The organism is Metabacillus schmidteae (genome assembly GCF_903166545.1).
Classification (GTDB): Bacteria; Bacillota; Bacilli; order Bacillales; family Bacillaceae; genus Metabacillus; species Metabacillus schmidteae.
In genome coordinates this window covers 140,461-155,970 of sequence record NZ_CAESCH010000002.1, presented here as the reverse complement: position 1 = coordinate 155,970, position 15,510 = coordinate 140,461, and the positions used below count along the sequence as shown (strand labels likewise).

The following is a 15,510-nucleotide window of genomic DNA, read 5'->3' as shown; positions in this document are numbered from 1 at the left end:
ACTAAACACTTTTCTGCTCCCCACATAACAACATCGCTTCCCTTAATGCGTCATCTGTCACATAAACTTCACCATCCAAGTCTGAAATCGTTCTAGCTAAACGGAGAATCTTCAATTGTACACGGTTGCTCCAGTTCTGTTGCATTGCTGTTTTTTGGAGAAGAGATATAACATTATCCTGGAATCCTCCCTTATTAAGCAACAATTCATAAGTTGCTTTTCCGTTACACATTTCATATCCATATCGCTTATATTGAAAATCGCGGGCTTTATCAACCCTTTGTCTGATCTCAGCAGAAGATTCTTTTTGCAATTCATCACTGTTCACTAAGTTTACTCTTTGCAATATAAGCGAGATATCAAATCGATCACGGATTGGACCTGAAATACGATTTTTGTAGGATTGAATTTGCCTCCTAGTGCATGTACAGTAATAAGATTCAGATCCTAAGTAACCGCAGGGACAAGGGTTCATCGCACCAATTAATAAAAATGAAGACGGATAAGTGACGATTGAACGAACCCGACTGATCGTAATCTTTCCCGTCTCAATTGGCTGTCTTAACATATCAAGGGTCTTTTTAGAGAACTCCGCCATTTCATCTAAAAACAGAACACCCCTGTGAGCTAATGAAATTTCTCCAGGCTTTGGATGTTGTCCACCTCCAATAATGGAAATAGTTGAAGCTGAATGATGAGGAGCTCTAAAAGGGGGTTGATGGATAACTTCGTAGTCCATTCCTGCAAGTTGGTACAAGCTGATTTTTTCAAGCTTTTCTTCATAGGATAATGGTGGTAGGATAGAAGGGAATGCCTCTGCCAGCATACTTTTTCCACAACCTGGTGGACCGATCATAAACACATGATGCTCACCAGCTGCTGCAATTTCTAAAGCACGCTTAGCAACTGAATGGCCAATAATTTGTTGAAAATCCTTTTCATAATAAATTTCCTCTGTTAATTTTTTTGCCAAATAAAGTTCAGGTACAGTCTTTCCTGACAAATGTTGAAGAACATCCCGTAAGGACGAAACAAATATAATTTCAACTTCATTAATGATGATTTCCGGTAAATCAGGATTAAACGGCATGTATAACCGGTTAAAGCCAATTTTTTTTGCAGCTAATGCAGCAGCAAGCATCCCCTCAAAAGGGAGAATTGAACCATCTAAAGATAATGCCCCTATAAACCCAGTTGAATTTGGAATGCTTTCTCCAATCATCCTCAAGCTTTTCAGAATACCTATTGCAATCGGCAAATCAAATAAGGGACCATTCTTTTTTTGCTCAGATGGCGATAGGTTTACAACAATTCTTTTCCCAATTAACGGACACCCTTGGGAGTAAAGTGTAGCTTTTACACGTTCTTTGGACTCTTTAATAGAAGCATCGGGTAAGCCTACGATAGTAAAGCCCTCTCCCATATCAACAGCTTGAACTTCAACTTGTACACAATATCCCTCCAATCCCTTTAATCCTATACTCATTATCTTTGTGATCATAGAACCAAGGTCACCTCCTGAAATCTCATTTCCCAGCACGCTGTATCACACTCTTGGAAATGCCTGTAACTCTTGCAATTTGTCTTAAACTAACCCCATATGTTTCTTTCAGCTCGAAAAGGATGTTGTCTCTCACCTGTTTTTCCACGTGTTGTAAACCACTTACATTTGATACACCTAATTCTAAAAGGTACTTTTTCACCTCATCATCTGTTAATCGTACCTTTACGATATCTTCCAAGCATTGATCATCATTTGGTTTTTCCATAAAATCTTTAAATAGAATAAGGGCTTGCTTTTGATCTGAAGAGAAAAATCGAAGTGGGTAATCTGCATCAACAAGTGTGGCCTTTCCCAGGTACTCATGGACACTCGTCCATTCACAATCATAGATACTAGTAGATATACCAGCTTTTAAGGGGTTTTGGTGGATATAACGGAGAACTGTTAAAAAATATCGTATACTATCAATATTTTCGCTTTTAAAGCGTTCCTGAAACAAATGACCACAGCGTTCATATTTCAAATTGTACCAGTAAACATAGCTTGAGCTGATTCGCTTTACTACATTTGAAATATTCTCAGATTCCTTCATTAATAAATGAATATGGTTGTCCATTAAACAATAACTGTAGAGCTGAAAATAGCTCATTTCCTTATACTTTTTTAGTACTTCTAAAAACTTCGTCCTGTCCTGGTCATCTTCAAAAATTGTTTGTCGATTGATACCTCTAAGCATAATATGGTATATGCCGTTGGGACTCTTTTTTCTTGCCGCTCTTGGGATAGGGATCACCACGCTTTTTAAATTTCCGGGTAAAAGTGAATGAAAACAGAGGTTGGTAGTATTCGGGATAGTGAGAGGTTAAATGAGGGTGAAGCATTCAACAACATAATTCTACTTTATTAATTAAAGTCCTTCAAGAAATTTGAATAAAAATGAAATAGGGACAGGTTACCTGTCCCCATGTTCCACCATCTTAATAAACGGCTCAACAAACACCGGGTCAAATTGTTGACCAGAGCATTTGCGTAGTTCTTCGATGGCTTCTGTGAAGGTTTTGGTTTTTTGGTATGGTCGCTCGGTTGTCATGGCATCGAAGGAGTCGATGATGCAGAGAATGCGAGCGAGTTTAGGAATGTTTTCTCCTTTGAGTCCGTATGGATAGCCTTTTCCGTCGTAGCGTTCGTGATGAAGCTCAACTAGCGGAAGAAGGTCATCGTATTTTTTCACAGAGCTGAGAATTTCCTTTCCGTACGTGACGTGCTTTTTCATCATTTCCCATTCGTGCACTTGCAGTTTTCCTTTTTTGTTAATGATATCACGCGGAATTTCAATTTTGCCGATATCATGGATAAGCGCTCCAAGAATTAACCTTCTTTTCTCCTCTTCACTTAGATCAAGTTGATCACTAATGTCGACAGCGTATCTAAATACTCTTTTGCTGTGCTGATATGTGTAAATATCCTTTGATAAAAAGATCTGCAGCTGCTGCTCAAGACCGTCAATTTCTTCTTTAATTTGATGTCCTTTATGATGAAAACGACCTTCTTTATAAATTTGACAGTTATTCTTCCCTTCAGCCTTTGCATAATAAAGAGCCTTATCTGCTCTAGCCAATAACTCCGAAGCACCGTATGTTCCTTTTTCATACTCTGTTATTCCAGCAGAGAAGGATAGACAACCTAATGGAAGAATCTCAACTCCCTTAAACGGTGTTTCATTATATTCTTTACGGATTTTGTCCATAAACATTTTCGCTTGTTCCTGTGTTGTTTCAGGCATGATAATGGCGAATTCTTCCCCACCGTAACGAGCAGCAATAAAGGTGTGGTCCTTTATTTTCTCAGATATAAAGCCCCCAAAAAATGTTAACAGCTCGTCCCCTTGAACATGTCCATTAAAATCGTTATATTTTTTAAAATCATCTAAGTCTAGTAGGACAATAGAGAAGGGATCCTCATATTCACTTCTTTTAATGAATTCATCAAGCGTTTGTTTAAAATAGCCATGGTTATTAAGACCCGTTAAAAAGTCTTTTTGTGCCCTTGTTTCTTCGTGTTTATATAAGGAAAACACTTTGGAAAAGGCTAGCGATAATGTGATCGATAATGAGATGAATAAGAAGATACCGAATATTGGTTGCTCATGTATCACAATTGTCATAACTAGTGAGAGGACCAATGTGCATAAATAACTTAAGAATGCTTCTTTTACATCATCTTTTTTAGTGAGTTTTTGAAAAACATTTCGGATAGACAGCTTGCTTGCAAGAAATAAGTAAAGCCACATTAGGACAAGGTTTAAGAGAAAATAAACAGTTAACGAAATCGTATAAGGCCAGAGATTTGTAACGTCTATGTTTCCTACCTTTCCACCACTTGCGATGAACATGTAATATGTTGAAACAATCATAATGGAGTAGTTTGAAAAATTAAACAGATGTTTCCACCATTCCATTTTAAAGCGAATAAAGAAAAAGACAAAACTACTTAAGATTAACGCAAGAAGTGGAACATTTATTCCATATAAGAAGATACAAGCCAAATAAAGCGCAGAATCCATTGACAGAAAATTTCCTGACGGGAGAATAACACTGAAATGATTTAAGAGAAGAATAGCTCCAATGAATGTATAGATTAAGACCCAATTTGATAATTCCCCAACTTGAAAAGGAAAATGCAAAAACAGGAGAAACAAGCTCAATACACAGATGAAGACCATATATATATTTTGACGATTACGTACCATTTTTTATCACTCTCACAACTTACAAATTAAGAAAGAGGGAAATACATTCCCTCTCAGACTGTTGACAAACGCTCGCTTTCTTCGTTACTCACCTTGCTGCGGTGCTCATTACCAACCCTGGTAACTCCGCTCCTCACAAGGCTTCGTGCCTCGAAAGCAAGCGTTAGCAATCAGTCTGAAGGGCTAGCGATTTTTACTTTGTCTACAAACTGAGAGGGAAAATAGTCCCTCTTTCTTCTGATTATCCTAACTTCCACCCTGATGTTAAAGCAATAATAGCAGAAGCAATAATAAGTATGTTTAGAATAGCATTTTTCTTTTTATTTTTCATTATATTTTCACCTCCTTCGAAGTTCCATTTAATGGACTTTCATTTTCTTTGTTGTCTAGCATAATCGCTTGAATTGCAAGGAATCCGCCGATATTCATCACCACATCACCTATACTAATAACCTGTTCCCTCGGATATGGCGGTCTTAGAGGAATAATGTCTCCTAAAAAGGCAAAAATGGTTGAATCAGTTGCAAGCGTGTGTTTTGCATACAAGCTGTTTTTTAACGTATCTAAATAGTATGGATCCAATAAAAGAGCAGCCTCTTCCGAAACAGGCATTCTTCCCCCATTCACTGCCATCACAATGAAGTTAAGCAGTACACCAACAAAAATGAATTTGAAATGGGCATGAAAACGATTAATCCATAAAAAGATAAGCCCAATTACATAGACACCCATAAATGAAAAATGGCTGATTTCCCCAATCCATTCAATTTTATTTTGAAAATAGAAGATAAAAAATTGAAACAGAAGCAGCGCCGGGAACACCCACCCCATTTTAAATGTAATCTCCCCAAACCTTTTTAAACTGCCACCACGAATAAACCCTATTAAAATGGCAAGAAGCAAGCCATCATACACCATGTATCTTCACCGACTTTCAAAATATGAAAACTTTTGACAGAATCTTCTAATAATCTACAATTATTATAATCTATCTCATTTACAATACACTAGTATCTAATTGTTTTTTGAGCCTTTATACCTATCAGGGACATAGGGTTCGGTGTCCCTCTCGCACTATTAAATGTACCTATTATAATAAATGGTAGGAATTTAGAGGATTTACTTTAGGGTATTTATGTAAAAAAAAAAGAGAAGTGTGAAAACACTCCTCTCTCTGAACGTCCCTGGGCAGGCGATTGCTAGTATAAATTATTCAGATAATATAACTCGAACGAAAGCTCTCGACGGTTCGTTGAATTCCAGAACGTTCTTCTTCTAAAACAAGTATTCCTGAGCATAGGATAAAGGTGCTTCACTCTCAATCCCGGTACACTAAATGAAACGAAGCGGGACGAGGAACCTGTCCCCCTGGACCACCAGGGCCGACCCCCGGACCACCAGGACCGACCGCTGGCCCACCAAATACGATATCCGTTCCTTTGTCTGCGTCGTAGGCTGTGAAGCTGAGGACTTTTTGTCCTGAGTTGATGTATAGTTCGATTGAGTGGAGGTCGAGGTAGAATTCGAGCATGATTTCTTGTTGAGAGGTTGCTGATAGATCCTCCACTTTGATTAATTCTTGATTTCCGTAATCAGATGTTAGAGATAGTGTATTATTTTCTACGTTTATTTCAACAGTGGTTGATTTTGTTTCGCTTTTGTTAAGGTTGATCGCGAATTTGCCGCTGTGTTTAGGTATCTTTACTTGCAGATAGCCTGTTGATTTCCCTTCAATTTCCAACTCTTCCCCATCACCTAGTTGAACATGCCCATAGGTAACCTTGGAAAGGAAGTAACTTTCAGTATCAATAAATGGCTGCTGTATGAGCTGACCGTTCTTTATATCAAGCACACGCGGCAATGACATCATTCCGTTAAAGCCGTATTCCTTTGGCGGTGCTGTTTCATGCCAGCGGTGCATCCAGCCGATGAGTAATCGTTCCCCATCTTTGCCCTTTGTGGATTGTGGTGCATAAAAGGTTTGGCCATAGTCTAGCAATCCTTTAGTTTCCTCCTTAAAAATCCCTTTTTCAAAATCCATCTTACCAATGACATAGGCTGTTTTATTTTGTATTTCTCCTGCAAATTCAGGGTCACAAGGCATTTCTGAAAATAATAGAATATCTTTCTCATCAATTCTGAACAAATCCGGACACTCTAAAAGAGTATTATCATCAAAGGCTGATTGATAAATCGAGGAATGAAAGGTCCACTCTAATAGATCATCTGATTTAAACATAATAATTTCGCCACGTCTCTTACTGTTCCTTACCGATAACACACAATAATAAACTCCATCCACTTCTATGACCTTCGGATCTCTAAAGTCACAAATCATGTACCCCTCAGGTAATTCTTTTTCACCAATCACAGGATTCAACTGATATTTTTCAAAATGAACACCATCTTCAGATATCGCAACACATTGCCGTTCCGCAATCTCCTGTTCATCTCGGTCAAATCCCATATTCGGATCAATATGACCTGTGTACATTAAGTACAGCTTCCCATCCTTTTCAATGGCACTTCCTGAAAAGCAACCATTCGCGTCATATGCTTTGTCATTTGCCAACGCAACAGGGTGATGCTCCCAATCGATGAAATTCTCAGTTGTTGCATGGCCCCAGTGCATGTCATTCCATGTAATGTCATAAGGATAATATTGATAAAACAAATGATATTTCCCTTGATAATAGACAAACCCATTCGGATCATTCATCCACCCGATTTCAGGTGAAAAATGATAGTGTGGCCGGCTTTGTACTTTATGTTTATTTTCTCTGATATAATCGTTTGCTTTTTGTAGTCGATTCATTTTGCACCTCGTTTATTTAATTCCACTCTGCATTGAGCCTTCAACAATGTATTTTTGGAAAATGATATACAGCACAACAATCGGAATGGTGACAATTGTTAAAGCTGCCATAATATGACTAGTGTAGATATTATACGTATCACTGAAAATAGCATTTAATGCAACCTGAATTGGCATGAGGTCAGCATTTGATAACGCCATAACCGGCCATAAGAAATCATTCCAGGAAGCAAGGAATGTTAAAATTCCGACTGTGATATACATATTTAAGCTGGATGGAATAACGATTCGGAAAAAGCAGCCCATTTCACTAAGTCCATCGATTTTTCCAGATTCAATCAACTCACCCGGAAATGATAGAAAATGCTGTCTGAACAGAAAAATATTCATTACATTAATGATAAATGGCATTAAGTACCCCGGCACTGTATTAATTAACCCCATTTCATTTACAACTAAAAATAACGGAAGAATGGTTGCCTCAATTGGTACGATCATCAACGCAATAATAAAAATGAGAATCCAGTCTTTAAACGGAAATTGAAATCGTGCTAGAGCATAGCCTGCCAGAGAATTAATAGTTAAGCCAAACACAACTGTGATTGAAGCATAAATCAGGCTATTACCCACATTCTGAAAGATATTATAAAAACCTAACAGCTCAGTATAAGATTTCAATGAGAGATCTGAAAATCTCGGGATGACTGCATAGATCGAGCCAATATCCCGGTAGATGACTTCATCAATTTTAAAAGAAGATAAAACCATCCAAAGAAGAGGAACTAAAAACTGTAACGCCACCACAGATGCCAGTAAATAAAACAAGGATTTTTTTAAGATCTTCATGCAGCCCGCTCCTCTCTAAACAGCTTTTTAATCACAATGGACACAACAACTAAAAATACAGTGAAAGCCAACGTAATCGCACTTGCATATCCGATGTTTCTGTGTCTAAATCCATATTCATAGATGTATTGCAAGATTGTCATGGTAGAGTAATCAGGTCCACCGCCTGTCATAACCATCGGCTGAACAATTAACTTAAATGCCTGGATCGTTGTGGTTATCACTAAAAACATTAATATTGGTTTTAATGAAGGAATCGTAATGAATAAAAACTTTTGGAAAGCATTCGCACCATCAATATCTGCTGCTTCATATAAGCTTCCATCGATATTTTTTAAACCTGCTAAAAAAATCATCATTTGATAGCCGCAACCTGACCATGCGGAAATGGCGACAATGGTGTACATCGCTTGATCAGCACTTGAGAGAAATGGCTGCTTCGGCAGTCCAATATTCGCTAACATTTCATTAATTAACCCTGAAGTCGGGTTTAACATAACCGTCCAAAGAATAGATATAACAACTAGAGACAACACTGCAGGTGAAAAATACGCAGTTCTAAAAAAGCCAACACCTTTGATTTTTTTATTCACAATTAACGCTAAACCAAGTGCCATCGCAAGCTGAAGAGGAACAACAAACACGACGAACTTGATCGTGTTCAAAAAGCTTTGAATCAGCACCTCATCTATCAGCATTCGCTTAAAATTTTCCAAGCCGATAAACTGTTTATCATTCGGCTTTAATAAATAATAATCTGTAAAACCATACGTAAAAGCTAGAATAATAGGTAGGACGATAAATAAAATGGCAAGCACCATTGCTGGTGTTAAAAATCCATAGGCTGAGACGACTTCGCCTTTTTTATAATGCTCACTGTTTCGGTAATGTTCGGTGGTATTTCTTACTTTCACAAAGTTTTTAACCGTTTTCATCACTTCACACCCTTTTTACTTGGCTCACTATTGACTAGCCCAGTTATATAGAAAGAGGTGAGGTCAGTTTGTTCCCCACCTCCCTCTTAACCAATCACTTCTGATACTTTTCAAATTCCAAATCAATCTTTTTCACAGCATCATCCAAATATTGCTTAATTGTCGCTTCATCTGTTGCTTTATTTTGACCGATTTTCAAGATAACATCTTTTGCAAACGTTTCAGATAAGTACGGGTACCCCGGAGAAACAGGTCGGGATTTATTCGTGTTTTCAACCTGATATTTTAAGACAGACCATGCTTCGTTATGATATGGATTGTCCGTATTCGTATCGATGACATCTATAGAATTTACACGTGTTGGGATCGATCCGTTCGCATGATAATATTCTTCAGATGCTTCGTCATTGTTTAGCCATTCCATCACTTCCACTACCTGCTTAATGCGCTCTTCATCTTCCTCTTGTCCATTGCGCACAAACGCCCAGCTTCCTGATGGAGTGTATAAGCCATCATAGTCTTCACTCATTTTCGGATAACGTACTGTTTTGAATTTGAGGTTTGGATAGTTACTTGTTAATTCACTCACATACCAGAAACCACTTACAGATAATGCTGCCTTACCTGAATGAAAGGCTTTTTCAGACTCGTTTGCACTTGCAAGCTGCGGCTCTGCGAATAATTGTGCATATTTCGTTAATGCTTCAACACTTTTATCACTGTTTAACACACCGTCAACTGTGACTCCATCTTCACCAACTATATTTGCATCATTTCCCCAAAGAAGAGGTGTGAAATAGTACGTTCCTGTTTCATAAGCACCTGCTGTAATATCAGGTAATAGTAAGCTTACTGCACTTTCGTATCCTTTAAATGCCGGATCATTTGTTGTTTTTGCAAACTCATCAATTTTTCTTGACAGCTCTATAAATTGGTCCCAGGTCCAATCTTGATCTGATGCTGGAACTAATGCTTTTACATCTTCAGGAAGGGCATTGATCATATCTTCGTTATACATAATGGCAACACCTGAATCAGAATAACCCATTCCATAAAACTTCCCATCAACGGTACCTTGATCAATAATTGCCTTTGTAAATCCTTCTTTGAAACCTTCACTCATATATCCATCAAGCTCTCCAAGTAGACCGGAATCTACATATGCTGCAATATCTGGTCCATCTAGTGTGAAAATGTCCGGCATATCATTAGCTGTGATGGCTGCGTTTAATTTATCTATATAGCCTGATCCCGCACCGGCACGTGTTATATTTTGAATTTCAACTTGAGGCTTGTCAGGATGTTCTTCGTTATAACTTTTTACTCGGTCAGCAAACATTTTTCCTTCCGGATGATCAGCAGCAGCTTGTGTCCAAATCACAATTTTGTCATCACTGCTACTAGCACCATTTGAGCTGCACGCAACTAACGAAAGAGATAAAACTAAGATTGAAACAAACAACATTAATTTTTTCATACTTTCATAGACCCCCTAGTCTGAATAATTGGTGAAAACGTATTCACGTCTTCTGGTTTTTATGTTACGATAGGGGTAAATAAATGTCAACACAATATTTTAAGCGTTTTCATAGTTTATTCATCAAACAAAGATAACAAAAAATAGTGTGATATACTATTTATATAGCACCAATACAAATAATCTTAAGTGAATCATTATATTCAAATATGAGAATACGTATTCAAACGGAGGAGCACTTATGAGTAAGCTTACGATGAAAGAAATCGCCAAACTTGCAAACGTTTCCCAATCGACTGTATCACGAGTGATAAACGGAAATACCGGCGTAAATGAGGATGCCATGAAACGAGTTCTTCAGGTGATTGAAGAAGTTGGCTATGTACCAAACAAAGCTGCACAAACCCTTAAAAAGAGCGAATCAAAAATCATCGGGTTATGCTTAACAGAAACGTATAACCCCTATTTTGTAGAGTTAATCGATGCACTTGAATCTGAAGCCAGAAAGAACGGCTACAGTATTCTACTACACAACTCCAAGCATAATCCAATAACTGAATGGGAAAGTATTCAAAACTTTATTGCCCGTCAGGTAGATGGCATGATCCTTGTCCCTACTGGTGATTACAATATTCAACGGATCAGTAAACTGGCCATCCCTTCTGTTGTGATGACCCAAAACCGCAAGCCACTTGATAGCGTGGGCCTGGACCATGTGAAAGCAGGAAAAATTGTCGGGGAGAAATTCATTCATGCCGGCCACAAAACCTTTGGATTTATCGGTACGGTTCCTGACGATAAATTTCTTGGCTTTAAAAGCGCCTTATACGAAAACGGTTTCGAGTTCAAACAGAAAAACTATATTCAGCTTCAAGAAACCTCAACAAACAACTTTTTAATGAGACGTGATATTGAAAACTATTTAAACTCTTATGAATCACTTGACTTCACCTGTCTTTTCACAACCAACGATATTATGGCCCTTGAATTTATGAAGGCAGCAAAAGAAAGAAACATTCGAATCCCCGAGGAAATCAGTGTAGTCGGATTTGACGACACATACCTAGCAAAAATCATGGGAATCTCAAGTATTCATCAACCCATAGAAGAAATGGTAAAAACAACCATCGAAATCTTACTAAACCGCATGGAAAATGAAGTCTCAGCAGAAACAGTACAAATCAAACTCAACCCAACATTAATCGAGCGGGGAAGTTCTTGAAGGGACAGGGGGACAGGTTCAGTGTCCCTGGAGTACAATGAAGTTCCCATTACATAATTTTATCTTTTAGTATTATGTTTATGTATTAGTAGGAGAGATGCGTGTGGACACTTCTCTCCTAAACCCTTTAGGCTATGTGTTAGTTAACCTCATGACTCAGGTTTATCAAAACCTCTTTTACTTGAAATAGCTTAGATGTTATTTAACTCTAAAAAACCCCAATGAAAATATGCTCGTTTTTATCTATCATGACTAAGCAAAACAGGGCAAGGAGGGACAAGGAACCTGTCCCTCCGACCCAGCCCTCCGACCCATCAATATATCACTTTTGCAACCTTATAGTTTACATATAGGACTGCTTTTTGCAATAAGGGTACGTTTCCTGTGTATCGATCGAAGCATGCTAAAATGATAATTGCCAGTAATGCTGTCTGAGGTGAGACAAGCGGATGGTCAAAGATTCCTGAGAAAAAGATAACAGGCAGTGATAAAAGGAAGAAATTGAGCAAAGTCTTATTTTTGGCATTGATAAAGAATAAGCAACAAAGCTTCAGCATAAAGGTCATCACAAGGAAGATAAATGCCAATCCACCTATTGTTCCATATTCAGTAAAAAACCCTAATATGATATTGTGTGCATGTGGCTCAGGTTGTGTAAATTGATCATAGGCTCGGCGATAACCTAATGGTGTTGTTCCAAAAAAAGGATACTTCTCCCATATCTTAAGACTCGTCTCCCATATCTCTTTCCTTTCAAGAAATGCCTCATTAAATAATTTAAATCTCGGAAGTATATCAGCAATCTGTTTATGAAATATGAATGGTATAGCAGCTGCTGCCATTCCAATTCTTGCTGAAAGCCTCAACATAAAAATGATCAGGACAAGGAACATGACACCAATACCTGAACGTGAGCCTGTCTGAAAAATACCAAACATCATGATGGTAATAAGAACATAATTCCAAATCATCTGTTTATGATGCTGTCTTTTTAATTGATCTGCTAATAAAAATGAAAGAATAAGTAATAAAAGAAAACTTGCAAAATTTGGATTATATGCAGTTCCAAACAATCTGCCATCAGCTACAGAATCAGGTAACGGGCCAATGTATAGGGTACCTGTTATCCCTCCAATAAGCATATCCGTTACTTGAAAATGTCTCATAACACTACCGAAAATCACTAAATACACTCCACCAATAATCATGATCCACTTAAATCGGCGAATAAGAGACATTGTGACGCGTTCCTTTATATACAAATAAAGCCCTAAATAACCTAAGATCATCGCAAAAATGAGCATGTATGCTTCTTTATCCTCAGTAAAAGTTGCTCCCAACGTCGCTATAGCTAAGCAAACAAAAAAGAAGGTGGTTGCATTAAGATAAAATGCAGCCTTTAAATCAACCGCATTTTTTAATTGATTCCAGCCAATCAACATTAACCACAAGATTCCTACCGGCGGCAATACAAAACATAATATAACCCCTATTTCAAGTAGATGTTTTTTTAGAAATTCTTTTTTTAACACTATTTTCAATTTTGTCATAGCGCTCCCTTTTCCTTACCATTTTATATAATTTGGAATGAAAAAGATTTTCAGAATACTAGTGTTAAATATATTAGATAGACAAAAGCTTTTATACGAAAGAATAGAAAATCACACAATAAATTAACACCTTATTTACATTTCATTATAATATTTACATTTTTGCGGATTCATCCTTCAGCAAAGACACACCCCTTTGCCCTAACTCGAGAAATACTACTTACTTCTCTTTTTATTTATTACAAGCCATCATATTTTAGGAGAATCCTCCTATTACTAGGAAAACAGAATAGTGATTAGGTATTCGAGACTTTTAGGTCTTTGGTCCAAATCAACAAAATCCTCACAATAATTATTAAATTCGACAAATTCCAATGTTATTTTTGAGCATAATCCGATAAACTAGATAAGTAACTTTAATGAAGGAGACTTTATATGATATATGAAACGTCGATCATAAAGGGGATTTTCCGTCCACAGGTAAACCTCTATCAACTACTAAACGCTGAAACAACAGGAGGAATTGGCTGGAGAATTGTCGTTCTCTATTTATTCAGTTTATTTATATTTGCAGCAGGCGCTTATTTTGGCATTGGTACAGAAACGTACTCAGGAGCGATTACGGACTTTTCCAGAGAGGAATTTGAGGTTGGGAAGTTGTTTTTATTACTGGGAAAGCTGGTCTCAAGCTTACTATATACAACCCTGCTTCTTTGGTTTCCAGCCTCCGTTTATTGGATCGTACTTGATGTTTCCTATAAAAAAGCTTTAATCGTTCAAATGGTTGTTTTCTCTATTCATTTAGTCGAAAAGGCAATCACATATCCTGTACTTGTCATTTTCAATTTAAACCAGGCGAGCAATCCCTTCTCATTAGGAGTCATTGCTCAGCAATTGATTAACCACGAATATTGGGTTCATTTTTTCAGTTCTATTACTCTGTTTCAACTAGTAACCATTACTTTTCTTCATTTTTATTTATCACGACTTACTGAAAAGAATAGGTATTTAACCTTTTTCACAATTCTCCTCTTTTACCTATTAAGCTGGCTCTTACACGCCTTCATGGCCTATATTGAGGTACCTGTATTAGTTAGGATGTGGTTACGTTGAAAAAATGGTTTATTTTCTCGCTCATCTTCTTTTGTATTAGTTTTATTACACTAAACAGCTATTTAATATGGAAAAAAGATAGTAAAGCAGAGCACACCGTGTATGTTGACGATTGGACAAGGGTTCAGGAGCGAAATGTCATAAAAACTCTTGATACAAAGGGAATTTTAATGCCGCAGGAGGAATATAAGGTTTATTTTGATGATAAAGATAAAGAGTTTCTGCGTTTTTTGGTTAACGAAGGTGATATCGTGACAGCCGGTACTCCACTTCTTGAGTATGCGACACCTGAGCTTGATCAGTTAAGAGCAACCTTGGAGACGGAAATCAGCCAGGCAGAAGGAGAGTTAAGCAGTATTGATGAATATATCTCTAAACTACTGGACTATCAGGCTTCCATTTCTTCTTCGGACTCTAGTTATGCTTTTGATTCCATGTTTACCTTTGAAGAGGACTTGAGTTTTACTGAAAATAATACAGAAGACACTTCAAATGACATGATTATCAGTCAAATTGAACAGGAAATCTATAAGCAGGAACTTGAAAAAAGTAAGCTTGAAGATAAAATATTCAACTATGAAACTCAAATCAGTCTCATAAATGAGAAAAGTGATTCAGCTATGATCATTAGTGAAGGCGACGGCATTGTCAAAGAAGTAAATGATCAGCTAGGAAACCCCGTTGTAACGGTTGCCTCAACTACGTTATCGATCAAAGGAACATTAACAGAAGAGCAATTAAAAAAGGTGCAGGTGGATATGCCGTTTCACGCAACAGTTTCAGGAGAAAAAGCAAAGCTAAAAGGAACCATATTTGACATTCATTCTTATCCCGAAAATGAACCGGAGATAGAAAAAAAGAATGTCTATCCGTATGAAGGAATTCTAGCAGAACAAGTAGAAACACTCCCTATCGGGGCTACAGCTGACGTAAAGGTAACACTGGATCAAGCATTAAAGGTTCCAACAGTTCCGAGGAAGGCCATAGTAAAGAAGGATGAAACATCATTTCTTTATTTCTTAGATAAGGACGGGATGGTTGCTAGGAAGGCAGTAAAAACCGGACTAAGCTCCGGCGATCTACAGGAAATTAATGAAGGAACAGAAATCGGACAGGTTGTTATGACTTCAAACCACTCTCATGATAACAGCATGTTTGTCACAACAATGAAGCCTACATACCTAAAAAAATCAGCATTCAAAAACCTCTCAACCAAAGAAAAATGGGAATCATTTTTAATTGGTCTTGCGGAAAGATAAAATGGAACAGGGGGACAGGTTCATTGTCCCTGTCCCCCTT

The 15,510-nt window shown here is 37.5% G+C and carries 12 protein-coding genes; 3 read left to right on the top strand and 9 right to left on the bottom strand.

The window, feature by feature from the left end; translation table 11 throughout:
• Position 1 precedes the first annotated feature (1 nt).
• From HWV59_RS21690 to HWV59_RS21655, 8 genes are all read right to left on the bottom strand, one after another.
• Entirely contained in the window at positions 2–1,501 is a 1,500-nt protein-coding gene (locus HWV59_RS21690) for a YifB family Mg chelatase-like AAA ATPase (RefSeq protein ID WP_175640234.1), read from the bottom strand.
• A gap of 25 nt (positions 1,502–1,526) precedes the next feature.
• A complete protein-coding gene (locus tag HWV59_RS21685; protein ID WP_268921788.1) occupies positions 1,527–2,300 on the bottom strand; it encodes a transposase in 774 nt (257 codons plus the stop codon).
• A 156-nt stretch (positions 2,301–2,456) separates the two neighbouring features.
• Entirely contained in the window at positions 2,457–4,253 is a 1,797-nt protein-coding gene (locus HWV59_RS21680; protein WP_175640233.1) for a bifunctional diguanylate cyclase/phosphohydrolase, read from the bottom strand.
• A 330-nt stretch (positions 4,254–4,583) separates the two neighbouring features.
• A complete protein-coding gene (locus HWV59_RS21675) occupies positions 4,584–5,171 on the bottom strand; it encodes a DUF5317 domain-containing protein (protein ID WP_175640232.1) in 588 nt (195 codons plus the stop codon).
• A 400-nt stretch (positions 5,172–5,571) separates the two neighbouring features.
• Positions 5,572–7,068, bottom strand: a complete 1,497-nt coding sequence (locus HWV59_RS21670) for a glycoside hydrolase family 32 protein (protein WP_175640231.1) — start codon at positions 7,066–7,068, stop codon at positions 5,572–5,574.
• 12 nt (positions 7,069–7,080) lie between these two features.
• Positions 7,081–7,914 (bottom strand): carbohydrate ABC transporter permease, encoded by an 834-nt coding sequence (locus HWV59_RS21665; RefSeq protein ID WP_175640230.1) that lies wholly within the window; start codon positions 7,912–7,914, stop codon positions 7,081–7,083.
• Complete coding sequence (locus HWV59_RS21660) at positions 7,911–8,849, bottom strand: carbohydrate ABC transporter permease (RefSeq protein ID WP_175640229.1); 939 nt, start codon at positions 8,847–8,849, stop codon at positions 7,911–7,913. The genes HWV59_RS21665 and HWV59_RS21660 overlap by 4 nt, the downstream gene beginning before the upstream one ends.
• Positions 8,850–8,943: 94 nt before the next feature.
• A complete protein-coding gene (locus HWV59_RS21655; RefSeq protein ID WP_175640228.1) occupies positions 8,944–10,326 on the bottom strand; it encodes an ABC transporter substrate-binding protein in 1,383 nt (460 codons plus the stop codon).
• Positions 10,327–10,567: 241 nt separating this feature from the next.
• Between HWV59_RS21655 and HWV59_RS21650 the strand changes: the two genes are divergently transcribed.
• On the top strand, positions 10,568–11,548 hold the full coding sequence (locus tag HWV59_RS21650; protein WP_175640227.1) for a LacI family DNA-binding transcriptional regulator: 981 nt from the start codon (positions 10,568–10,570) through the stop codon (positions 11,546–11,548).
• Between the two features lie 314 nt (positions 11,549–11,862).
• Here HWV59_RS21650 and HWV59_RS21645 read toward each other — a convergent pair whose 3' ends face one another.
• The gene (locus tag HWV59_RS21645) at positions 11,863–13,098 is read right to left on the bottom strand and encodes an O-antigen ligase family protein (RefSeq protein ID WP_175640226.1); all 1,236 of its coding nucleotides are present in this window, start codon (positions 13,096–13,098) and stop codon (positions 11,863–11,865) included.
• A gap of 435 nt (positions 13,099–13,533) precedes the next feature.
• Here HWV59_RS21645 and HWV59_RS21640 point away from each other — a divergent pair, with 435 nt between their 5' ends.
• Positions 13,534–14,211: a hypothetical protein gene (locus tag HWV59_RS21640; protein ID WP_102230260.1), complete on the top strand. Its 678-nt coding sequence runs from the start codon at positions 13,534–13,536 to the stop codon at positions 14,209–14,211.
• Positions 14,208–15,470 (top strand): efflux RND transporter periplasmic adaptor subunit, encoded by a 1,263-nt coding sequence (locus HWV59_RS21635; protein ID WP_175640225.1) that lies wholly within the window; start codon positions 14,208–14,210, stop codon positions 15,468–15,470. Before HWV59_RS21640 ends, HWV59_RS21635 begins: the two co-directional genes overlap by 4 nt.
• Positions 15,471–15,510 lie beyond the last annotated feature (40 nt).